The sequence below is a fragment of the Pseudarthrobacter sp. S9 genome (genome assembly GCF_050156545.1).
Classification (GTDB): Bacteria; Actinomycetota; Actinomycetes; order Actinomycetales; family Micrococcaceae; genus Arthrobacter.
Map to the genome: position 1 here is coordinate 3,405,319 of NZ_CP189576.1, position 21,347 is coordinate 3,426,665.

20 protein-coding genes and 1 riboswitch are annotated in these 21,347 nt (G+C 67.4%); of the genes, 3 read left to right on the plus strand and 17 right to left on the minus strand.

The annotated features are described in order from the left end of the window. Positions 1-45: 45 nt before the first annotated feature. On the minus strand, positions 46-417 hold the full coding sequence (locus ACQCSY_RS16395; RefSeq protein ID WP_427130428.1) for a hypothetical protein: 372 nt from the start codon (positions 415-417) through the stop codon (positions 46-48). A gap of 170 nt (positions 418-587) precedes the next feature. Here ACQCSY_RS16395 and ACQCSY_RS16400 point away from each other — a divergent pair, with 170 nt between their 5' ends. Further along, positions 588-1,982, plus strand: coding sequence for an MFS transporter (locus tag ACQCSY_RS16400; RefSeq protein WP_427130430.1), 1,395 nt, complete (start codon positions 588-590; stop codon positions 1,980-1,982). A 7-nt stretch (positions 1,983-1,989) separates the two neighbouring features. Here ACQCSY_RS16400 and ACQCSY_RS16405 read toward each other — a convergent pair whose 3' ends face one another. The 11 genes from ACQCSY_RS16405 to ACQCSY_RS16455 all read right to left on the minus strand — a co-directional run bounded on the left by ACQCSY_RS16405 (position 1,990) and on the right by ACQCSY_RS16455 (position 13,097). Then, the gene (locus ACQCSY_RS16405; protein WP_427130432.1) at positions 1,990-2,358 is read right to left on the minus strand and encodes a fluoride efflux transporter FluC; all 369 of its coding nucleotides are present in this window, start codon (positions 2,356-2,358) and stop codon (positions 1,990-1,992) included. Then, complete coding sequence (locus tag ACQCSY_RS16410) at positions 2,358-2,762, minus strand: fluoride efflux transporter FluC (RefSeq protein WP_427135880.1); 405 nt, start codon at positions 2,760-2,762, stop codon at positions 2,358-2,360. The genes ACQCSY_RS16405 and ACQCSY_RS16410 overlap by 1 nt, the downstream gene beginning before the upstream one ends. A 59-nt stretch (positions 2,763-2,821) precedes the next feature. Next, the gene (locus ACQCSY_RS16415; protein ID WP_427130434.1) at positions 2,822-3,535 is read right to left on the minus strand and encodes a metal-dependent transcriptional regulator; all 714 of its coding nucleotides are present in this window, start codon (positions 3,533-3,535) and stop codon (positions 2,822-2,824) included. Positions 3,536-3,551: 16 nt separating this feature from the next. Next, complete coding sequence (locus tag ACQCSY_RS16420; RefSeq protein WP_427130436.1) at positions 3,552-4,838, minus strand: Nramp family divalent metal transporter; 1,287 nt, start codon at positions 4,836-4,838, stop codon at positions 3,552-3,554. 225 nt (positions 4,839-5,063) lie between these two features. Beyond that, a complete protein-coding gene (locus ACQCSY_RS16425; RefSeq protein WP_427130437.1) occupies positions 5,064-5,840 on the minus strand; it encodes a class I SAM-dependent methyltransferase in 777 nt (258 codons plus the stop codon). Positions 5,841-5,932: 92 nt separating this feature from the next. Continuing rightward, positions 5,933-7,393: an aminotransferase class V-fold PLP-dependent enzyme gene (locus ACQCSY_RS16430; RefSeq protein WP_427130439.1), complete on the minus strand. Its 1,461-nt coding sequence runs from the start codon at positions 7,391-7,393 to the stop codon at positions 5,933-5,935. 33 nt (positions 7,394-7,426) lie between these two features. Further along, positions 7,427-7,540, minus strand: a riboswitch (SAM riboswitch). Positions 7,541-7,629: 89 nt separating this feature from the next. After that, positions 7,630-9,030: a glutamyl-tRNA reductase gene (locus ACQCSY_RS16435; RefSeq protein WP_427130440.1), complete on the minus strand. Its 1,401-nt coding sequence runs from the start codon at positions 9,028-9,030 to the stop codon at positions 7,630-7,632. A 109-nt stretch (positions 9,031-9,139) separates the two neighbouring features. Continuing rightward, positions 9,140-9,952 carry a histidinol-phosphatase gene (gene hisN / locus ACQCSY_RS16440; protein WP_427130442.1) on the minus strand — a complete coding sequence of 271 codons (813 nt, stop codon included), beginning with the start codon at positions 9,950-9,952 and terminating at the stop codon, positions 9,140-9,142. A 98-nt stretch (positions 9,953-10,050) separates the two neighbouring features. Next, positions 10,051-11,166: a ribosome small subunit-dependent GTPase A gene (rsgA, locus tag ACQCSY_RS16445; protein ID WP_427130443.1), complete on the minus strand. Its 1,116-nt coding sequence runs from the start codon at positions 11,164-11,166 to the stop codon at positions 10,051-10,053. After that, a complete protein-coding gene (gene aroA, locus ACQCSY_RS16450) occupies positions 11,150-12,541 on the minus strand; it encodes a 3-phosphoshikimate 1-carboxyvinyltransferase (protein ID WP_427130444.1) in 1,392 nt (463 codons plus the stop codon). Before aroA ends, rsgA begins: the two co-directional genes overlap by 17 nt. A 7-nt stretch (positions 12,542-12,548) precedes the next feature. Continuing rightward, positions 12,549-13,097: a DoxX family protein gene (locus ACQCSY_RS16455; RefSeq protein ID WP_427130446.1), complete on the minus strand. Its 549-nt coding sequence runs from the start codon at positions 13,095-13,097 to the stop codon at positions 12,549-12,551. Positions 13,098-13,508: 411 nt separating this feature from the next. Between ACQCSY_RS16455 and ACQCSY_RS16460 the strand changes: the two genes are divergently transcribed. Continuing rightward, positions 13,509-14,318 carry a sigma-70 family RNA polymerase sigma factor gene (locus ACQCSY_RS16460; protein ID WP_427130448.1) on the plus strand — a complete coding sequence of 270 codons (810 nt, stop codon included), beginning with the start codon at positions 13,509-13,511 and terminating at the stop codon, positions 14,316-14,318. Next, on the plus strand, positions 14,315-14,575 hold the full coding sequence (gene rsrA / locus ACQCSY_RS16465) for a mycothiol system anti-sigma-R factor (RefSeq protein ID WP_426978642.1): 261 nt from the start codon (positions 14,315-14,317) through the stop codon (positions 14,573-14,575). Before ACQCSY_RS16460 ends, rsrA begins: the two co-directional genes overlap by 4 nt. A gap of 91 nt (positions 14,576-14,666) precedes the next feature. Here rsrA and ACQCSY_RS16470 read toward each other — a convergent pair whose 3' ends face one another. The 5 genes from ACQCSY_RS16470 to ACQCSY_RS16490 all read right to left on the minus strand — a co-directional run bounded on the left by ACQCSY_RS16470 (position 14,667) and on the right by ACQCSY_RS16490 (position 21,068). Then, on the minus strand, positions 14,667-14,741 hold the full coding sequence (locus tag ACQCSY_RS16470) for a 50S ribosomal protein bL37 (protein ID WP_104061284.1): 75 nt from the start codon (positions 14,739-14,741) through the stop codon (positions 14,667-14,669). Between the two features lie 135 nt (positions 14,742-14,876). Continuing rightward, positions 14,877-15,515, minus strand: a complete 639-nt coding sequence (locus tag ACQCSY_RS16475; RefSeq protein WP_427130450.1) for a PadR family transcriptional regulator — start codon at positions 15,513-15,515, stop codon at positions 14,877-14,879. Then, positions 15,515-16,342, minus strand: coding sequence for a DUF4097 family beta strand repeat-containing protein (locus ACQCSY_RS16480; RefSeq protein WP_427130451.1), 828 nt, complete (start codon positions 16,340-16,342; stop codon positions 15,515-15,517). Before ACQCSY_RS16480 ends, ACQCSY_RS16475 begins: the two co-directional genes overlap by 1 nt. 214 nt (positions 16,343-16,556) lie before the next feature. Then, positions 16,557-17,156 carry a GDSL-type esterase/lipase family protein gene (locus ACQCSY_RS16485; protein ID WP_427130453.1) on the minus strand — a complete coding sequence of 200 codons (600 nt, stop codon included), beginning with the start codon at positions 17,154-17,156 and terminating at the stop codon, positions 16,557-16,559. A gap of 87 nt (positions 17,157-17,243) precedes the next feature. Beyond that, entirely contained in the window at positions 17,244-21,068 is a 3,825-nt protein-coding gene (locus tag ACQCSY_RS16490; protein WP_427130455.1) for a multifunctional oxoglutarate decarboxylase/oxoglutarate dehydrogenase thiamine pyrophosphate-binding subunit/dihydrolipoyllysine-residue succinyltransferase subunit, read from the minus strand. Positions 21,069-21,347: the final 279 nt, after the last annotated feature.

A 21,347-nucleotide genomic window follows, 5' to 3' on the forward strand; every position in this document is an offset into this window, starting at 1 on the left:
GCCTCCCTAACGGCAAGGGCCCGGAATGGCCCTGTGCTTTTTAAGTTACGCCTCGGGGGCGGCGGCGTCCACGATGCCGGCGAAGCGGCTGCCGACTCCGTCGTACACACTACGCACCAGCCCGGTGCCGAGGACAGGGATGTCGCGGGCCTCATGGTGGGCGCAGCAGACGTAGGTGAAGTCCGGCCACCACTTCTTTGGACGGGCGGCCTCGGAGAAACCGCAGACGGCGCACGTCAGCTGGACCCAGACGGGGCGCTTGCCGGTCCGGTTGGCTTTGGACTGGACCAGCCATGCCGGGGGATTGTCCAGAAGCCCGCCGAGTTCAGCGTCGGACAGCCGGGAGGGGATGCCGTGACGGTGCGCCATTTCCACTGGAATGTCGAGGATCTGGGCTGCTTCACGTCGGGTAACCATCCTTCAACGATACGGGATGACGGGGCGCCGGAACCCCGGCATTGCCCGGCTCTGGGGGGTCCGGGAAGCAGCGGCTGCCGGAGTCTCAGCCGCAGCAGGACTGCAGTGTTAGGCTCGACACACCACCCCGTGTATCCGGTCCTGGGCGGGCCGTGAGGAAGGCGGCAGCCATGTCCGGCAACTTCGGCGCATACACGGCCGTGGTCGAGAAGCGCGTCCTGTATGTCGCGATCGTGGCGTCGTTCATGGCCTTTCTGGACGGTTCCGTGGTTAACCTTGCCCTCCCGGCCATCAACAGGGAGCTCGGCGGCGGCCTCGTCGTCCAGCAATGGGTGGTGGACGCATACCTGCTGACGTTGGGTGCTCTGATCCTTGTGGCCGGTTCCCTGTCCGACCAGTTCGGCAGGGTCCGGGTGCTGCAATGGGGTCTTGCCGGGTTTACGGCCACTTCAGTCCTGTGCGGATTTGCCTGGAGCGCTGAGCTGCTCATCATCGCGCGCGGACTGCAGGGTGTAACCGGCGCGCTTCTTGTGCCCAGCTCGCTCGCCCTGATCGTCAACGTATTCACCGGCCCGGCACAGTCACTTGCCATCGGGAGATGGTCGGCGTGGACCAGCGGCGCAATCGTTGTGGCACCCCTGCTGGGCGGACTGTCGGTCGATTTGCTGACCTGGCGGGTGATCTTCTTCCTCAACGTGGTCCCGGCCGTCGCCGTGTGGCCGGCCTTGCGCCGGCTGCTCGAACTTGACCATGGGCGCACCCCAGGGAGCCGGATCGACGGTACCGGAACCGTCCTGGCGGTGATTGGGCTGGGCGGCGCCGTCTACGCGCTCATCGAGCGCGGCAGCCAAGGCTGGGCCGCTCCGCAGGTCTGGCTTCCGCTGGCCGCTGGCGTCCTCGCCCTCACCGCCTTCCTCGTGCACGAGGCGAGGACTCGGTTCCCGATGATGCCGCTGCGGCTGTACGCAATCCGCAACTTCGGCTGGGGCAATGTCGCGACGACGGCGATCTACGGTGCGCTCTCGCTGGGCTTCTTCGTCTTGGGCCTCTACCTCCAGCAGGTCGCAGGCCTGGGCGCCACAGCGGCCGGGTTCGCCCTGCTGCCGCCCACGCTCATGCTGCTGCTGTTGTCGTCCCGGGTCGGTGCCCTCGCCGGGCGCTTTGGTCCCCGTTGGTTCATGACAGGAGGGCCACTGCTGTGCGCCGTCGGCTTCATACTAATGATGGGCGTGCGACTGCCGCTGGACTATCCTGGCCAGATCGTGCCCGGGCTGGTGGTCTTCGGCCTCGGCCTGGCTATCACCGTCGCACCGCTGACGTCCGCCATCCTTGGCGCCGTGGATCCCGAGGAGGCCGGTATCGGCTCGGCCGTCAATAATGCGGTGGCGCGCATCGCGGGCCTCCTGGGAATCGCGTTCGCAGGCCTCATCACGGGACCGACGGTCACGACGTCGGGCCTCCACGGGACCATGGCCGTCACGGCGGCGCTGTTCATCGCCGGCGCCCTGACCTCCGCCGCCGGGATCCGGAATCCGCCGATCTCCGCCCCGCCGGCGGCTGGCTGAGGGGCCGTCAGCCAGCCAGGACGAGGCCGGCGCCAGCCGCCGCGAGGCCCGCGACGAGATTCGCGGCCACATTGAGCGCGGCGGCGCGGTAACGCGTCTCGCTGACCAGCCGTACCGTGGCGGTGGTCCAGGAGCTGAACGTGGTCAGGCCGCCGGCCAGGCCCGTCGCGATGCCGGCGTGCCAGTCGGCCCCCAGTTCCAGGTGGCCGCTCAGTCCCATGGACAGGCCGATGATGAAGGAACCGGTGACGTTCACCGTAAGCGTGGCCCAGGGCCAGTGCGGATGGGGACCCTGGTGGTGGGCAAACCAGGAGTCGACGGCGAACCTCAGCAAGGCGCCTGCCACACCGAGGATCCCCACCAGCAGCGCGGTCATCACGACGCACCACCGCCGAGGTCAGCGATCGCCTTGCCCGTCTTCCAGCCGGCGGCCGCGGCCCCGAGCCCCAGGACGAGCGAGAGTCCAAGGTAGGCAAGCCAGCTCGCATGAGAGCCGCCGCGCAGCTGCTGGTCGATCGCGATCACGAGCGCGGAGAATGTGGTGAAGGATCCCAGCAGGCCGGGGCCGATCCCGGCCCGGAGCCAGAAGGCGGTTTTTGGCCGTGCGATCCAGATGGTGGTCAGGGCTGCCAGGACAAAACTTCCGACGACGTTGATCACCAGCGTGGTCCACGGCACTGCGCCGGCAGTCTCGGGAAAGAGTTGCCCGGCCCCGTAGCGCAGTTCCGTCCCGAGGAGCCCGCCGACGGCGACGGCGGTCCACGCCCGCCAGCCCGGCATGCCCGGGCGTCTCACGGCGCGGCCTTCCTCCAGTACGCTCTTCACTCCGCGTCCCGCACTCAGCGTCCTTCTACGCTGCAGCCGGCATGGGCGGCATCGCTGTGGACCCAGAGGGCTGACGCGACTTCCTCGGCCAGGTCGAATTCCCGCGGGCGTCCGCCGGAGCCGATCCGCACCACGAGCGGGCCGCCGAACGGCCTCCGGCCAAGGACCTCCACCTCGGCATCGAGGTGGATAGCCTCGGCGGCAAGGTAGCGGAGCAGCTCGGGGTTTTCATCGCTGATGCGGGTGATCCGGCCCGTGTGGCCGTCGTCGAGTTCGCTCATCCGGTGCGCGGCGGGCACCAGGACGGAGCCGTCCGCGGCCGGGATCGGATCGCCGTGGGGATCCCTGGTCGGATTCCCCAGCTTGCTGGCCATCCGCACGATGAAAGTGTCCGAGACGGCATGTTCGAGCAGCTCGGCTTCGTCGTGGACCTCGTCCCAGCGGTAGCCGAGCTCCTGGACGAGGAAGGTTTCGATCAGCCGGTGCCGGCGGACCATGGACAGGGCCAGCCGGACGCCGTCGCCGGTCAGGGTGATGGCGCTGTAGGGCTTGTGGTCCACGAGGCCCTGGTCCTTGAGCTTGCGGACCATTTCGGAAACCGAGGAGTTGGCAACGCCCAGCCGCTGCGCCAGCTGCGTGGAGGTAATGGGCTTCTCCTGCCACTCCGTGAAGGAATAGATGACCTTGACGTAGTCCTCGATGGAGGAGGAGGGCGTACTGGTCTTCACAGACCCAAGCCTACCGTCAGCCGCGGCCGGAGAAGGTGAGCCACAGCAGGACCACGTTCAGCGCCACTACCAGCACCACGCTGATGATGGCGGCGATCCGGAGGGCAGGGCCGTCGGCGAAGCGGCCCATCAGGGCCTTGTTGCTGGTCAGGACAACCAGCGGGACGAGGACAAAGGGGATGCCGAAGCTCAGGACCACCTGGCTGAGGATGAGGCCCCAGGTGGGATCGAAGCCGACGGCCAGCAGCACGATGGCCGGGATCAGCGTGACGACGCGTCGGGTCATGACGGGGACGCGGATCTTGAGCAGGCCCTGCATGATGGTTCCGCCGGCATAGCAGCCCACCGAGGTGGAGGCCAGGCCGGAGGCGAGCAGCCCCACGGCAAAGACGACGCCGACGACGGGTCCCAGATTGGCCGAAATGGCGGCGTGGGCGCCCTCGATGGTGTCCGTCCCTTCCTGCCCGCCGAGCGTCGAGGCAGCCAGCAGCAGCATACCGATGTTCACGATTCCGGCGATGGCGAGTGCCGCCACGACATCAAAGCGGGTGGCCCTGACCAGGCGGGCGATGGCCGGGACCGGGACATGCTGGTGCTCGTCCGGGCGGTGCCGGTCCCGGGAGAGGGCCGAGTGGACGTAGATGGCGTGCGGCATCACGGTGGCGCCGAGCATGCTGGCAGCCAGCAGGACGGTGTCCGGCCCCTGGAATCCCGGCACGAGTCCGGCCAGGGCACCCCCGGGGTCGGGCGGGCTGATGAACAGTCCGGCCAGGAAGCCGATGGTGATGATGCCCAGCAGGAACATGATGATGAACTCGAAAGGCCGCTGCTTTTGCCTGCTCTGCACCGCGAGGAGGAGCATCGACACGGCGCCGACGATCACCGCGCCGAGGGGGAGGGGGAGCCCGAAGAGCAGGTGCAGTGCGATCGCCCCGCCCACCACCTCGGCCAGGTCGGTCGCCGTGGCCACGATTTCGGCCTGCAGCCAGAAGGCGCGGCGCCAGAAGGGCTTGAGCCGCTGGCCGAGGATCTCCGGCAGGCTCTTGCCGGTGACGATTCCGAGCTTTGCGGACTGGTACTGGACCAGTACGGCCATGATGTTAGCAACCACCAGGACCCAGACCAGCAGGTAGCCGTATTGTGCGCCGGCGGTCAGGTTGGCCGCGACATTCCCGGGGTCCACATAGGCGATGGAGGCCACGAAGGCCGGGCCAAGCAGGCCGAGCAGCGCTCTGCGGGCCCCCGGATGCTTCCGCTTGCGGGTGCCCTGGGGTGTCGGTTCGTGTCCTGTTACGTCCAGCACTGCCAGCTCCCCTGATTTGGCGCGTCCGCGTTGACGCGATGATTGCTGCCGGCCGATGTCGCAGCCGGAGTCAAAGTTGTGACAGCCTACAAAAGATTGTTAGGTATACCGAAACAATAAGCCCGACGGGCGTCGCGTGCAATCCGGCAGGTAACACGCAGGTTAATAATCGGGTCAATGTTCAGGGCGAACCAGTCGGCCGGGCGGCCGGGTCAGACGGCTGGGTCAGGCCCGGAAGGCCCGCCAGGTCTGGGTCAGGTAGGGCAGCCGGAGGATCTCGCCGGAGGCATGGGCCAGGTGCTCGTGCAGATACCAGTCCAGGTTGCCCACGACCTTGGCCCGGGTGGGCTCCGTGGCTGCGAGGTAGTAGCTGCGGGACTTGGCCAGCTCCTGGATGTCCTCCGTGGTCACGGAATCCTCCCAGCGGGTCAGGTGGCTCTCCAGCCCGTCGAACTCGGGGCCCAGAGGCGGCTTGAAGTGCGGTTTGTGGACGTCGCCCGCGTGCATGATGCGCGAGAGCCGGTGCACCCAGGGGACGGAAGTGTCCAGCTGGTTCCAGATCAGCCCCAGGACGCCGTGCGGCCGGATGATCCGGGCGATCTCGGTACTGGCCAGGCGCGGATCGCACCAATGCCAGGCCTGGGCGACCGTGACGAGGTCGAATGCTTCCGGCTCGAGGCCGGTGTTCTCCGCGGTGCCCTCGACGGCGGTGACGCCCGGCTGCGTCCGGCGCAGCTGCTCCAGCATGTCCGCGGAGGGATCGACGGCGACACTGTGCAGCCCGCGTTCGACCAGCAGCGCGGTGAACTTGCCGGTTCCGGCACCGATGTCCGCGGCATCCTTCGCCCCCGCGGGGATCAGCCAGTCGGCCGATTCTCCGGGGTAGCCGGGACGGACACGCTCGTAGTGCTCTCCGCCGTCCTGGAAGCTCTGTCCGAGCTCCTGGCGTCGCTCACTTTGCAGTTTAGGTCCGCTGTGAAGCTTGGGGCCGCCGCGTGCCACGTGCGATCTCCTTCGGGAAGGTCCTGCTGTTACAGATACCTTTCGAATTTACCGCACGCCCACCCGTCCGGAGGCCGGTCCGGTTCGGGTGCCTAGTCCTGGGTGCAGGGCGCCGCGCCCGCGGTGCCGGGCGTGTTGGGCGCCCAGTGCGGGTAGCTGCGGGTGTCGTTGGACGGCACCCACCGGCCGGCGTCGACCACGTAGTCCCAGCCGAGGCCGGTCTGCCGGAGTTGCTGGATGCCGGCCAGCAGGCGCTGTGCGTCTTCCAGCCGCGAGCCCAGGCCGAAGCTTGCCCGCAGGGAGCCGGCGGGCAGGCCGAGCCGCTTGAGCAGAGGGTGGGCGCAGAAGCGGCCGTCGCGCAGTCCGATGCCGTGTTCTGCTGACAGATAGGCGGCCACCAGGCCGGCGTCGTAGCCTTCCACGGAGAAATTGACGACGCCGATGGTGCCGGTGCCCGGCTCCGTGTCCGCGAAGATCTGGTGGACTGTCACGCCGTCGATGCGCTGGAGCCCTTCGACGAGGAAGGAGCGGATGGAATCCTCATGCGCGTGCCACTGCTCCGGGTCCAGGGCCGCGATCACCTCGGTGGCGCGGGCCAGCGTGGCCGCGCCCAGGACATTGGGGGAGCCGCCTTCGTGCCGGGCGGGTCCGGTGGTCCAGCTGACGGTGTCGAGCTGTGCGTCGCGGACGGCGCCGCCGCCGGCCAGGTGCGGGGTGCCGGAGTCGAGCCAGTCCGGGCGTCCCACCAGCACGCCCGCGCCGAACGGCGCGTAGAGCTTGTGCCCCGAGAAGGCGAGGTAGTCGACGTCGTCAGCGGCGATATCGATCCGCCGGTGCGGGGCCAGCTGCGCGGCGTCGACGACGATCCTGGCGCCGTACTCATGGGCAAGGGCGGCCAGGGCGCGGATCGGCAGGATCTCCCCGGTGACGTTGGAGGCTCCGGTCACGGCGAGCAGGCTCACGCCGCCGTCCGCCAGCTCCTCGCGCAGCCGCTCGACCGTTGCCGCGAGCGTGGGCGCCGCCACGACGCTGCGGTGCGGCGCGTTCTGCCAGGGCAGGAGGTTGGCATGGTGCTCGATGTCGAGGTAGAGCACCTCGCCTGTGTGCCGGCCGTCGCTCACGGGCAGGCAGCCGGCCAGCAGGTTCAGGGAGTCGGTGGTGTTGCGGGTGAAGATGACGGAGTCGTCCGTCCGGCCGCCGACGAAGTCCCGCACAATGTTCCGGGCGTTCTCGTAGACGGACGTGCTGATCTGGGAGGCATAGCCGGCGCCGCGGTGGACGCTCGCGTAGAACGGCAGGATTTCGTTCAGGTAGGCCGAGACCACGGACAGCGCCGGGGCCGAGGCGCCGTAGTCCAGGTTGGCGTAGCGGACGTGTCCGCCGTTGATCAACGGGGCCTGGATCTCGGCGCCGGTCACTGCGGACAGCGGGCGCCCCGCGGCAGCGAACCGTGCGTCGACGTTGGAACCGGCACCGGATCGTTCGGCGTTGAAGCGCCCGGCGCCGGCGGTGGAGTGGAATGCGGGGGTGGCGGGAAAAGTGGCAGTTGTCATGGGACCTCGTTCGAAAGGACCCCACGCACCGGGGATCCGCGCTTGCCGGGTCCGCTCCGGACCGGCCAGGTCGTCACCCGGGGCACCCCACCGCGAATGGAGGGTTGCCGGCCAGCAAACCGGGGTTTAGCGCTGGCACTCGTGACCTGCATCGAGCGTAGGACATCCGCGCGGCGCGGGAAAAGGCCGGGCCAAATATGAAGCGGTTTGTTACGCGACAGGGTTGCCAGCGGTCCTCAGGCCGTCCGCGCCGCCTCCGTCTCCGTCATATGGCAGGGTAGTAGATTCTGGCCCGACAGGGTTTCGATGCCGGGTTTCCGGGCGCTGACCAGCTGAATGCTGAGGCCGAACAGGGCTTCCAGAGCCGCCGCGTAGTCATCCTGGCGGCCGGCCGCGGCAAGTTCCCTGGCGCGGACCGTCGGGATGTGGAGCAGGCGCCGGACGATCCGACGCAGGGCCAGGTTCACATCCTCACTTGGGGCGCCGCACCCGTGCTGCTTGGTGACGCGTTCCATTTCAGCGTCGAGGATTTGATGGATGTGTCGGCGCAGGGCAACGATGGCGGTGTCGACGACGCGGCCTGCCTCTTGTTCCTCGAAGCGGCGCGCTGCTTGCCGGACCAGGGCACCGGCGAGGCGAAGGGCCTCTGCGTCCGCCGGTGGAGCCGCGAGGCGCACCGATTCCAAGGTGATCAGGTGAACGCCCGGCAGGTCGGCTACCTGAGGGTCGAAATCATGGCTCGGGGCCAGGTCAATGACGGTCAGGGGATGCGCCGCGTTCTCCCTCCAACACAGCAGTTGGGCTGCACTGATGCGTGTCCCTGTGCCGCTGCAGCCAATAATGATGTCTGCCCGGGCGATGGCCGCAGGCAGCTCCCTGACCGTCAGCGCCGTTCCTCCCCTGGCCGCTACAAATGTGTCCGCGCGGCCGGACTGGGAGAAGACGGAAGTGGTGGCACACCGCCTACTTCTGAGCATCTCCGCAACGCACGCGGCGTAGGCTCCGGTGCCGACGAGGACCACGGACACGTCAGCCAGGGACGGGTGCCCTGATCCGTCAGCAGCAAGTTCAAGTGCCACAGAGGCTATGGACCTGCTGGCGCTGCTGAGCGGGGTCTGCGCCCCCACGTCCTTACCCGCGCGGGAGGCCGCCTGAAATAGCCGGATCAAACGCCCGCTCGCGGTGCCTGAAGCCTGTGCTTCAGCGAGGGCGCGGCGAACCTGTCCGGCGACTTCGCGCTCACCCACAACAACGGAATCCAGGCCGGCCGCGACGGCGAAAAGATGCTCTGTCGCCGATGCTCCCTGGGCGAGCTCGAACAGTGACGCGAGCTGGGGGACGGGCAGGCCGGTGATGAGGCAGACAGAATCCAGGGCATCGGAGCAGGCGGTATCAACATCTCCCGCGGACGGGACCTCGCAGTAGCGTTCGAATCGATTGCACGTAGACAGCACCACGGACCCGGAAACGGCGGAACTGCTGGCGAGGAGGTGCGGGGCCAGCTGCGAGGAAACGGAGTGCAGCCGGGCGGCAGATTCAATGTCCAGGTCCCGGTACTTCGCAACGAGCACCAGCAGAACCGCGCTGACGTCGGGGCCACGGGATTCGGGGTCCACGGGTTGAAATGTTCCAGACACAGCTGCTCTCCTCCCAATGGATGTCCACGCCACGACGGGTCCGGCAGCGGGGCCCGCCAATGTGGACAGAGTCGTACAGCGACCCTTAGAAGTCCTTGAGCGGCCGAACCTAGAGCAGGTCGTCCAGCCCGGGGTTGAGCCGCTTGAGGACTTCCGAGTGGAGGATCGAGTTAGTGGCAAGGGCGTTGCCGCCGAACGGGCCGTCCTCGCCCTCCAGGGATGTGAAGCGGCCGCCGGCCTCGGTGACGATCGGGACCAGGGCGGCCATGTCGTAGAGGTTCAGCTCGGGCTCGCAGGCGATGTCCACCGCACCCTCGGCTACCAGGCAGTAGGACCAGAAGTCGCCGTAGGCGCGGGTGCGCCATACCTCTTCGGTGAGGCCCAGGAACTCGTCCAGGTTGCCGCGCTGCTTCCAGCCGCCCAGGCTCGAATAGGACAGGGAGGCGTCCGAAAGCTCCGAGACGTTGGACACCTTCAGTCGGGTGGCGGCAGCCAGCGAGCGGCCCGTGTAGGCGCCTGCACCCTTGGCCGCCCACCAGCGCTTGCCCAGCGCCGGGGCACTGACCACACCGACGACGGGCTCACCTTCGTCCACGAGGGCGATCAGGGTGGCCCATACCGGGACGCCGCGGACAAAGTTCTTGGTGCCGTCGATCGGGTCGATGATCCAGCGGCGGGAGCCGTGGCCCGAGCTGCCGAATTCCTCGCCCAGGACGGCGTCGCGCGGGCGGGAGCGGGAGAGCTGGCCGCGGATGGCTTCCTCCGCGGACCTGTCGGCATCAGTGACCGGCGTCAGGTCGGGCTTAGTTTCGATCCGAAGGTCGAGCGCCTTGAACCGGCTCATGGTCTGGGAATCTACGGAATCTGCCAGTACGTGGGCAAGGCGCAGGTCATCGTTGTAGCTCGAAGCGGGTTGACTCATGGTTCCAAACTACCGTCAAAGCGGGTTGCCTGCCGGTAGGCCACGTTGCTGCGCCGCGGGCCGGTGTCCCGAGGACAGCCGGCCTACTAGGAGACCGCTTAGGAGACGGTGCCCAGTTCCTTGACGTCCTGCGCTTCCATCCGCGGGTCGGTGCCGAGCAGCCGGCGCAGGGAAGCCAGCCGGGCCGGTCCGGAGACTCCCGCGTGACCGGCGGCCACCCAGGCGTCGACGCCGCACTTGACGGCGCTGGAATCGTGCTTGCAGCCCCGCTCGCAGTCATCCGTACCGGGCTCCAGGTCCGGGAAGGAGCGCAGGATCCGGTCCGGATCCACATGGGCCAGGCCGAAGGACCGGATGCCGGGGGTGTCGATGATCCAGCTGCCGGCCGGGGCATCATTGACTTTGAGGGCCAGCGCGGAGGACGAGGTGTGGCGGCCCCGGCCGGTCACGGCGTTGACGCCGCCGGTGGCCCGCTCGGCTCCCGTCAGGGCATTGACCATAGTGGACTTCCCGACGCCGGAATGGCCCAGCATGACCGTGACCTTGCCGTCGAGGTAGTCGCGCAGCTGGGACACGGCGTCCTTGTCCAGCCGGGCGGAGAGCCCGTCGTCGGAGCGGGCGTCGATACCCGAGGCGGCGGAGTCCGCCGTCCGGCTGATGATGACGGGGAAATCGAGGTGTCGGTAGTTGGACAGCAGTTCCGCAGGATCCTTGACGTCAGCCTTGGTGACCAGCAGCAGCGGCTCGATGCCGGCGTCGTATGCGGCCACCAGCGCGCGGTCGATGAACCCGGTCCGCGGCTCCGGGTTGGCGGCCGCGACCACCACCACGAGCTGGTCCGCGTTGGCGACCACGGCGCGTTCGATGGGATCGGTGTCATCGGCGCTGCGCCTCAGGAGCGTCTTGCGGTCCTGGATCTTCACCAGCCGGGCGAGGGTGTCCGGTTCGCCGCTGACGTCCCCGACAAGGGAGACGAAATCGCCGGCGACGACGGGGGAGCGGCGAAGCTCCCGGGCCCGGGCCGCGATGATCTTGCGTTCGCCGTCGGTGCCTTCGTCGACGACGGCGGTGTAGCGCCCGCGGTCAACGGTGATGATGCGCCCGGTGACGGCGTCGTCGTAGCTGGGCCGGTCCTTGGTGCGGGGCCGCGAGCCCTTCTTGTTGGGGCGGATCCGGACGTCGGATTCGTCCCACGAGTCAGTGCTGCGTGCCACCGACGGCGTCCTTTTCTTCCACGGTGGAGCCCTGTGCCAGCATTTCGGCCCACAGCCGGGGGAAGTCCGGCATGGTCTTGGCCGTCGTTGCGATGTCCTCGACCTCGACGCCGCGCACGGCCAGGCCCAGGATGGCGCCCGCGGTGGCCATGCGGTGGTCGGCATAGCTGTGGACGACGCCGCCGTGCAGGGCGGCGGGACGGATGATGAGGCCGTCGGACGTCTCCTCGGCGTCGCCGCCGAGGCGGTTGATTTCGGCCACGAGGGCGGCGAGCCGGTCCGTCTCGTGCCCCCGGAGGTGGGCGATGCCGCTCAGGCGTGAAGGGCCGGCCGCCAGGGCGCAGAGCGCCGCGACGGTCGGTGCGAGCTCGCTTGTTTCGTCGAAGTCGGCGCCCTTGATCTCCGGGCCGCCGGTGACGGTCAGCGTGCCGTCCGCCAGGGTGACGGTGGCGCCCATGGTGGTGAGGATGCTCCGCCAGAGATCACCGACCTGGGTGGTCTCGGCCGGCCAGTCCGGGATCCGCACGGTGCCGCGGCTCGCCAGTGCCGCCGCCAGGAACGGGCCGGCGTTGGAGAGATCCTGTTCGATCCTGTGGTCAAACGCCCGGATGCTGCCGGGCGACACGATCCAGTGATCCGGACGCGAGTCGTCCACGCTCACGCCCACGCCGCGCAGCACGGCGACCGTCATGTTGATGTGGTCCAGGCTGGGGACGGGAGGTCCCGCATGCTCCAGGTGCAGGCCGTCCGTGAAGCGTGCGCCCACCAAAAGCAGCGCGGAAACAAACTGCGAGGACGCGCTGGCGTCGATGACGAGGTGTCCGCCGCGCACTTCGCCGGTGCCCTGCACGGTGAAGGGCAGCGAGGACGCCGTGCCGCCGTCGGGCGCGCTGACCGCGACGCCGAGCCCCGTCAGGGCCTCGATGATGGTTCCCATGGGCCGCTTGCGGGCGTGCGGATCGCCGTCGAACAGCGTCTCGCCCCGGCGCAGGGCGGCAACCGGGGGGACGAACCGCATGACGGTTCCGGCCAGGCCGCAGTCGATCCCGGCGGAGTCCGCGGGTGCTTCCAGGCTGATGGGGGTGACGTCCAGATCCGGGCCGAAGGCGTCGTCGCCCGGAACCTCCGTGATGGTGGCCCCCAGCTGGCGCAGTGCCTCGATCATGAGGGCCGAATCGCGGGAATGCAGGGGAGCGCGCAACCGCGACGGCCCGTCGGCGAGGGCCGCCAGCACCAGGTACCTGTTGGTCAGGGACTTGGACCCCGGGACGGTGACGGTGGCGTCGACGGGCCGTTCGGCGAACGGGGCCGGCCAGTGCGGAGCGCCGTCGGACGGGGCGGGGGCTGCTGCTGCGGTGGAGGTGGTGCCTGTCATTGCCGTCTTAGGCTCCGACTGCGTGGTCTACGGCCCTGCGCACTGCTTTGTCGGCCTTCTTCAGCTTCTTGCCGGTGCTCTTCCGGGCGTCAGCAGCGAGGTGGCCCGCGCCCTTCCGCGCGTCAGCGGCGAGGTGCTCGGCACGCCAGGCCAGGCTGGGCTTTCCGGCCGTGTCCACGGCGGCCAGAAGCACGCCGCCGGTCAGCGAAACGTTCTTCAGGAGCTGTTTGCGGCGGGCGTCGCGGCCCTGCTTCGAGGAGATGTCCGCGCTGCGCCATTCAACGTAGCCGTTCAGGGCCGAGATGACGGCGAGGACGGTGGCCGCCAGTCGGGCAGACTTGCCCAAGGCAAAGCACACGCCCGCGCCGATCTGGGTCCCGCCGATGACGCGGGCCAGGACTTTCTCGTTGGTCTGGAACGGCAGGGATTCAGCCGCGCGGCGCAACAGGGGAGACAACTGCGCCGCAGTGTCATCCGCATTCTTTAGCTTGTCCATGCCTGCGAGGACGAAACTGGAGGCGAGCATGGGTCGGGCGAGAAAACGGACAAGGGACATGAATTTCCTCCTGGATGGACGAGCCGCGGACGCTATGCGGGAGAACCGGTTCCAGTCTTGCACTTTTGCGGAATATTTGCCTGTTGTGCGTGGTTGTCAATTGCAGGTTCCGGCCGCTCTCTGTGGCTGGATGGCGATCGGCTGACGCGTTGGTTGACCGGGAGACATCCCGGCCCGTCATGACGGGCCCGCGGGCATTGTTCACGGCAGTTTTCGCCGGCAGCTGGCGGCTAAGGAGGCAGAGGTTTGATTCTGGTGAAGGACAGCGTGGAGCTGATCAGCCCGCCCGGGCCTGCGAGGCTGGGTGCCGGTCCCCCTGATCCCTGGAGCATTACGCTGCCGGTCCTCGAGGCGGATGCTGCGGCGGGAGTTTCGGCTGGCCCCCGGAAGGTGACAGTAGACTTGAAGGCAATGAGCACCATGGACCCGGCCGTTGCGGCCATGCACGAGGTTGCCGGAAACGACGCCAAGCCCCCTAAGACCCCCGTGGCCAGCCCGGCTGACACGCCGGAATCGGCCCGGACGCTGTCGCCTGCTGCGCAGTCTCCTGCTGTAGGGACCGCAGAGCAGGAGACATCGGTGGACGGTCAGCCGCTGGACGTGTCCACCGAAACCACGGAAGAGCGCCGGGTGCGCTTTGAACGTGACGCCATGCAGTATGTGGACCAGTTGTATTCGGCGGCCATGAGGATGGCGCGGAATCCCTCGGACGCCGAGGACTTGGTGCAGGAGGCGTACACAAAGGCATTCTCCGCCTTCCACCAGTACAAGCCGGGCACCAACCTGAAGGCATGGCTGTACCGGATCCTCACCAACACCTACATCAACCTGTACCGCAAGCGGCAGCGCGAACCCCTGCAGTCGAATTCGGACACCATCGAGGACTGGCAGCTGGCCCGTGCCGAATCCCACACCTCGTCGGGACTGCGTTCGGCCGAGGCCGAAGCGCTGGACCACCTGCCCGATTCCGATGTGAAGCGCGCCCTGCAGTCGATCCCCGAGGAATTCCGGCTGGCCGTATACTTCGCCGACGTGGAGGGCTTCGCGTACAAGGAAATTTCAGACATCATGAACACTCCGATCGGGACCGTCATGTCCCGGCTGCACCGCGGCCGGAAGATGCTGCGGGACATGCTCGCCGACTACGCCGCCGAACGGGGATTTACGGCCGCAGGTTCCACCGCAACGGCCGAAAGCAACAAACAGGAGAACAGGAAATGAGCGACTGCCAGGGACTGGGCGACTGCGACGACGCCCGGATGCAACGTATCTATGAATATCTGGATGGGGCGCTCACGCACGACGACATCGCTGAGATCAAGGACCACCTGGACGGTTGCCCGGAGTGCTTTGAGCAGTACGACCTCGAATGTGTCATCCGCGTGATGGTGAAGCGTTCATGCACGGAGGCTGCACCGGAGAACCTCAAGAACTCCATTCTGGACCGGATCCATTCGATCCGTCCGGTCGAGGCCTGACTCCAACCCGGCGCAGGCCCAAGGCGAAAGACCCCGGAAACCGTGAGGTTTCCGGGGTCTTTCGCTTAATGCTGTCGATCCAAGCCGTAGCTCAGGCGTTGGGGCGCTTACCGTGGTTCGCGCCGCCACGCTTACGGTCACGACGTTTACGTGCACGCTTGCTCATAGCTGGCCTCCTTAATTTTGGTACTCAAAAGAGCTGCCCTCAAGTCTCCCACATCACGGCACGAGCCGCGAACCGGCAGGTGGGACGACATCACGGAGGGCACCATGGGAAGACACCAGAGAAGACACCAGGGGATCAGCCGGTCAATGAATTGCGGATCGAGATCCGTGCCTGGTCCAGTACCGTCTTCACCGTTTCAAGAGTCACCGGGGTGACGGGCTGGCTGCCGGCATGGCGGCGCAGCTCCACGCGGATATCGTCGCGGAAGGCCTGGACCAGCATCTCCGCTTCCCTCAGCCGGCGGTCGCCCTCCCGGGAGTAGCGCGGACCCGCCTGGGATCCGGCTGGTGATCCCACTGTTGTTGATCCCGCGGCGCGGATTGTGGAGCGCGCCGCCTCGGCGGTCGCGGCCAGGTCCGCCCGGAGGCCGCGCATATTGGCGCGGATGTCCTGGCGGAGGTTGTCGGCGAGCCGGCGCACCGAGGCGGAGATGTCGTTTTCCACGCCGGCGAGTTCGTCCCGCCGGCTGTTGAGCTCCACGAGTCCGGCAGGGGTGATGCTGTAATTGGTGCGGCGGCCCTCTGACTGCGTGGCCACCAGCCCCTCTTCCTCGAGCTTGCCCAGGCGCGGGTAGATGGTTCCCGCGCTGGGCGAGTAGGTGCCGCCGAAGCGCTCACTCAGGGCCTTGATGAGCTCGTAGCCGTGCTTGGGGCCCGACTCAAGCAGCGCGAGCAGGTACAGCCGCAGCGCGCCGTGGGCAAAGACGGGAGGCATCAGAGCCCCGCTTCTGGATCCGTGGTCGGCTGGCCGTGGAAGATCGAGGTCTTTCCCGAGACGGAGTTGGTCCGGACCAGCATCAGCTGCGCGTCGGGTCCGGCGATCGTCTGCACGGTGCCGCCGGGCTGGGTGTACTTCTGGTCGTCAATGACGACGGCGCCGCTGGCGGATTTGGCGATGATGTCGACGCCGACGTCGTGCGGCAGGCGGACGGTGACGTCACCCGATACCGAATTGGCACCGAAGTCCTTGGTGAAGCCCTGCAGGTCGAAGCTCAGGTCGCCGCTGACGGTGTTGGCGCGGATATTGCTGAACTCGCCCGAGGCCGTGACCTCGCCGGAGACGCTCTTGGCGGTCAGCACACCGTGGTGGTTGCGCGCGATGACCTCGCCGCTGACCGTGTTCACGGACAGCTCGCCGGAAGTGCCGTCGGCCAGCACGGAACCGGAGACCGTGTTCAGCCGGGTGCGGCCGCTGATCCCGGACACCATGCCGTCCCCGCTGACGGTGCCCGCCTCTACCTCGACGCCGGCGGGCAGGGCGATGCTGATGACCACCGAGTTGCTGCTGCTGTTGTTGACGGTGCCCATCAGGTTCTTGAACCAGCCCTGCGGACCGTGGAGCTGGTGCCGGACTTCCAGCCGGCCGTTGACCAGGGTGACAGACAGGGGGTCGCCGTGGATTTCGGAGACCTCGATCCGGGCGACGTCCTCATCGTGCGTCACGATGTCGAAGCGGCCGCGGACAATGCCGAGCTTGAGCGAGCGGACGCCGTCGACGTCGATGGTCCGGGGACCGGTGACGGTCCACGTGTTCTCTGACATGGTTCCTCCGGGAATGCGAAGCGGGAGTCGGGATGTATGGCGATATATCGTGACTACAAAGTCACGATATATCGCGCCGGATTGCCCGTCAAGATATATCGCGAAATTCCCCGAAGGGTGCCGTCCCGACGGCCGGCTGACCCGCCAGCCAGCCCGCCAGCCAGCCCGCCAGCCAGCCCGCCAGCCAGCCCGCCGTCGGCGGCGTGGGGGCGGCCTACTCTGGTGTGTCCATGCCGAGCCACTGGAACCAGCCGCGGTGCAGCACCAGCCATGCCATGAGGCCGTAGCCGGCCTGGCCCGGAGTCCCGCCGTTGGCGGCCAGGTCCTGGCGCCACTGCTCATGGTTCAGCAGCGGGGAAAAGGTATCGACATACAGATGCTTGCGGCGCGTGGTGACATCGGCGAACGCGGTGTTGAGCTCGCCCAGCCGGCGGTTCTGCGTGGGGTCCAGGGTGGGCGGCGGCCCCACGACGAAGACCTCGATCTTGTTCTGCGACGCGGAGTCCAGGATATTGGCAAGGTTCAGCCGGCTGCGTGCCGTGGAGAGACCGAATTCAATGTCCCGGCCGGACAGCCCGATCACGAGGCGGTTCTCGTGCTGGTTGTCGAAGCGGCGGCCCGCCTCCTCGAGCCAGCGTGCGGCCAGCCCCTCGGTCCCTTCTTCCGGGCATGGCAGCGAGTAGCTTTCGAGGACCAGACCGTCCTGGGGCGTGCGGGCCAGCACCCGGCCCAGCCAGCCCAGCGCGCGGGGATCACCCAGCCCGGCCAACAGCTCGTCCCCAACGGCCGCGATCCGCAGCTTTCGATCTTCCACGACTACCTCTTCACTTCAAAGCGTCAATTAAATAAAGCTGCCCGGCCGGAGTTGCGTGTTTCAGTCTCCGGCCGGGCAGCGATGCCACTACTTACGTGCGAATGCCTGCTTGAGCAGGCTATCCTGCTCCGCCGCGTGGCGCTTCATCGACCCTGCCGCGGTGGAAGCCGAGGCGGGGCGGGAAATGAGGCGCACCCGGCGGTCCAGCGCGTCCGGAAGGTTCAGGCCGATAAACGGCCACGGGCCTTGGTTGGCGGGCTCGTCCTGCGTCCACACCACTTCGGCGTTGGGGTACTTGGCAAGTTCCGCGGCAATCTCGGCAGCCGGCAGCGGGTAGAGCTGCTCGACGCGGACGATCGCCGTGGTCTTGTCCTCGGTCTTCTGCCGGGTGGACAACAGATCGTAGTACAGGCGGCCGGAGACCAGCAGTACGCGCTCGACGGCGTCTGCCCGCAGCTGCTCGTGCTCGGGGATGACCGGCAGGAAGGAGCCCGTGGTGAAGTCCTCCACGGAAGACGCCGCGGCCTTGAGGCGGAGCAGCTGCTTCGGCGTGAAGATGATGAGCGGCTTGCGCGGCTTGCTGTAAGCCTGGCGGCGCAGCAGGTGGAAGTGCGACGCCGACGTCGTCGGGTTTGCCACGATCATGTTCTCTTCGGCACACATCTGCAGGAAGCGCTCGATCCGGGCGGAGGAGTGGTCCGGTCCCTGGCCTTCGTAGCCGTGCGGCAGCATCAGCACGAGCGAGGAACGCTGGCCCCACTTCTGCTCGGCCGAGGAGATGAACTCGTCGATGATCGTCTGCGCGCCGTTGACGAAGTCACCGAACTGCGCTTCCCAGAGCACCAGGGCATCCGGGCGTTCCACCGAGTAGCCGTATTCGAAGCCCATGGCCGCGTATTCCGAGAGCAGGGAGTCGTAGATCCACAGCTTGGCCTGCTCGTCGGAGAGGTGGGCCAGGGGCAGCCACTCATCGCCGTTGGCGCGGTCGTGGAAGACGGCGTGGCGCTGCACGAAGGTGCCGCGGCGGGAGTCCTGGCCGGCCAGACGGACGGGCACGCCCTCCATGATGAGCGAGCCGAAGGCGGCGAGCTCGCCGAAACCCCAGTCGATGCCGCCTTCGCGGGACATCAGCTCACGCTTCTCCAGCAGCTGCTTGAGCTTGGCGTGGACGGTGAAGCCTTCGGGGATTTCGACATGGGCCTTGCCGATGCGGGCCAGCATCTCGGCGGAAATCGCGGTCGACGACGGGGAGTTGACGCCGGAGTCGGACTGCTGGGCCATCGGACGTTCGATATCGGACACCGCGGCGGAATCGGCCGTGATGATCGGAATCGGGGACGTCTGGGCGGCATGGGTTTCGGCGAAGACGCGCTCCAGGCGTTCCTGGTAATCGCGCAGCAGCTGCTCGGCTTCTTCCTCGGTGATGTCACCACGGCCGATCAGCGATTCGGTGTACAGCTTGCGGACCGAACGCTTGGCTTCGATCAGGTTGTACATCAGCGGCTGGGTCATCGAGGGGTCATCGCCCTCGTTGTGGCCGCGCCGGCGGTAGCAGACCATGTCGATGACAACATCCTTGTGGAAACGCTGGCGGAAGTCGTAGGCGAGCTGGCCGATCCGGACCACGGCCTCCGGGTCGTCGCCGTTCACATGGAACACCGGCGCCTGGATCATCTTGGCGACGTCCGTGGAGTAGGTGGAGGACCGCGAGGACGACGGTGCGGTGGTGAAGCCGACCTGGTTGTTGACCACGATGTGGATGGTTCCGCCGGTGCGGTAGCCGCGCAGCTGGGAGAGGTTGAGCGTCTCCGCGACGACGCCCTGGCCTGCGAAGGCGGCGTCGCCGTGCACCATAATCGGCAGCACGGGGAAGGCCTCGCCCTGGTCCAGGCGGTCCTGCTTGGCCCGGACGATGCCTTCGAGGACGGAGTCTACGGCTTCCAGGTGCGACGGGTTGGCGGCTAGGTAGACCTTGGTCTCCTTGCCGTTGTCGGAGGTGAAGGTGCCTTCGGTGCCGAGGTGGTACTTCACGTCGCCGGAGCCCTGCACGGAGCGCGGGTCCTGGGTGCCTTCGAATTCGCGGAAGACCTGGGCGTAGGTCTTGCCGGCGATGTTGGTGAGCACGTTGAGCCGGCCGCGGTGGGCCATGCCGATCGCCACTTCGTCGAGTTCGTCGTCGGCGGCGTCGGAGATGATGGCGTCCAGCAACGGAATCAGGGATTCGCCGCCCTCCAGGGAGAAGCGCTTCTGGCCGACGAACTTCGTCTGCAGGAAGGTCTCGAAGGCCTCGGCGGAGTTGAGCTTGGAGACGATGCGCAGCTGCTCATCGCGACTCGGCTTGGAGTACGGGTGCTCGATCTGGTCCTGGAACCACTTGCGCTCGGCCGGATCCTGGATGTGCATGTACTCGATGCCGGCGGTGCGGCAGTAGGCATCGCGGAGGACGCCGAGGATGTTGCGGAACTTGAGCATCGGTTTGCCGCCGAAACCGCCGGTGGGCCATTCGCGGTCCAGGTCCCACAGGGTCAGGCCGTAGGTCAGGACGTCGAGGTCCGGGTGCTTGCGCTGGACGTACTCGAGCGGATCGGTGTCGGCCATGAGGTGGCCGCGGACGCGGTAGGCGTGGATCAGCTGCTGGATCCGGGCGACCTTGTTGATTTCGTCCGCCGGGTCCACCTGCAGGTCCGGGCTCCAGCGCACGGGCTCGTAGGGGATGCGCAGGGACTCAAAGATGTCGTCGTAGAAGTTCTGGGCACCGAGGAGGAGTTGGTGGACGAGCTTCAGGAACTCGCCGCTGCCGGCACCCTGGATGACGCGGTGGTCATAGGTGGAGGTCAGCGTCAGGACCTTGCTGATGGCGTTCTGCGCAATGATCTTCTCGCTGGCACCTTGGAATTCCGCGGCGTAGTCCAGTGCGCCGACGCCGATGATGGCAGCCTGGCCCTTGGAAAGGCGCGGCACCGAGTGCACCGTACCGATGCCGCCGGGGTTGGTCAGCGAGACCGTAGTGCCGGAGTGGTCATCAGCCGTCAGCTTGCCGGCGCGGGCACGCTTGATCAGGTCCTCGTAGGTGTGCCAGAACTCGGAGAAGTTGAGCGTCTCCGCCTTCTTGATGTTCGGCACCATGAGCAGGCGGGTGCCGTCCGGCTTGGGCATGTCGATGGCGATGCCGAAGTTCACGTGTGCCGGCTGGACGGCGACGGGCTTGCCGTCGATCTCGTCGTAGTAGACGTTCATCGAGGGGAACTGGGCCAGGGCGCGAATGACGGCGTAGCCGATCAGGTGCGTGAAGGAGACCTTGCCGCCGCGGGCGCGGGCCAGGTTGGAGTTGATGACAACGCGGTTGTCGATCAGCAGCTTGGCCGGGATGGCACGGACGCTCGTGGCCGTCGGTACTTCCAGGCTGGTAATCATGTTGGTGGCAATGGCCTTTGCCGGGCCGCGGAGGACGGAGACGACGTCTTCTTCCGGGGCCGTGGGGGCCTTGATGTTCTTGGGCAGCTGGGCCGGGATCGGCTGTGTGCCGGGTCCGGCTTCCGGGGCCTTGGCGCGGTCGCGGGCTACGGTGGCCGGGGCCTTCTTCTGGGCGGCGGGAGCCGGAGCGGGAGCCGCAGGGGCGGCCTGTGCCGCCGGAGCGGACGGGGCGTCCGGAGCGGGTGCTGCGGACGCTGCCGGCGATGCGGCAGCAGGAGCTACAACGGGAAGTTCGCGGGTTGCAGGGTGCACAGCGGTTGCTGCGCCTGACGTTCCGTTGGCGGAGGAACCATCACCGGCGTCGAAGGACTCGAACAGGGGCCACCACTTGGCGTCAACCGTGTTCTTGTCCTGCTGGTAACGCTCGTACAGTTCGTCAACGAGCCACTCGTTTCCGCCAAATTCCTCGGGTAGACGGTGGCTAGGCTGCTCTGGCACTTGAAATACGCCTCTTCCATGAGTTTGATTCCCTCTGATTTCCACGGTGCCGCGGCACAACGATCGAACCAGTTTCTGCGTCCAGTGAACCCAGACCCCTGCCAGTCTAGTGACGATTCTTGGCAAACCGCCAATAAGCGTGACTCAAATCATGAAGTAGGCCGGCACCCGCCGTTCCTCGGCCGTTCCTGTGCCGGGAATCGGCCGGGGATCAGGTCCGGATCGGGTCCGGATCGGCTTGGGAGAGCCTCGCCGCGGCCGCGCAGACCCGCCTGGAAG

Bases quoted from the DNA above. Each gene is read 5' to 3' on its own strand.
- ACQCSY_RS16405 (WP_427130432.1), bottom strand. From the start codon at position 2,358: ATGACCGCGCTGCTGGTGGGGATCCTCGGTGTGGCAGGCGCCTTGCTG.
- ACQCSY_RS16395 (WP_427130428.1), bottom strand. From the start codon at position 417: ATGGTTACCCGACGTGAAGCAGCCCAGATCCTCGACATTCCAGTGGAA.
- aroA (WP_427130444.1), bottom strand. From the start codon at position 12,541: ATGACAGGCACCACCTCCACCGCAGCAGCAGCCCCCGCCCCGTCCGAC.
- ACQCSY_RS16410 (WP_427135880.1), bottom strand. From the start codon at position 2,762: ATGCCGGGCTGGCGGGCGTGGACCGCCGTCGCCGTCGGCGGGCTCCTC.
- ACQCSY_RS16430 (WP_427130439.1), bottom strand. From the start codon at position 7,393: ATGACAACTGCCACTTTTCCCGCCACCCCCGCATTCCACTCCACCGCC.
- hisN (WP_427130442.1), bottom strand. From the start codon at position 9,952: ATGAGTCAACCCGCTTCGAGCTACAACGATGACCTGCGCCTTGCCCAC.
- rsrA (WP_426978642.1), top strand. From the start codon at position 14,315: ATGAGCGACTGCCAGGGACTGGGCGACTGCGACGACGCCCGGATGCAA.
- ACQCSY_RS16480 (WP_427130451.1), bottom strand. From the start codon at position 16,342: ATGTCAGAGAACACGTGGACCGTCACCGGTCCCCGGACCATCGACGTC.
- ACQCSY_RS16460 (WP_427130448.1), top strand. From the start codon at position 13,509: ATGAGCACCATGGACCCGGCCGTTGCGGCCATGCACGAGGTTGCCGGA.
- ACQCSY_RS16455 (WP_427130446.1), bottom strand. From the start codon at position 13,097: ATGTCCCTTGTCCGTTTTCTCGCCCGACCCATGCTCGCCTCCAGTTTC.
- ACQCSY_RS16400 (WP_427130430.1), top strand. From the start codon at position 588: ATGTCCGGCAACTTCGGCGCATACACGGCCGTGGTCGAGAAGCGCGTC.
- ACQCSY_RS16475 (WP_427130450.1), bottom strand. From the start codon at position 15,515: ATGCCTCCCGTCTTTGCCCACGGCGCGCTGCGGCTGTACCTGCTCGCG.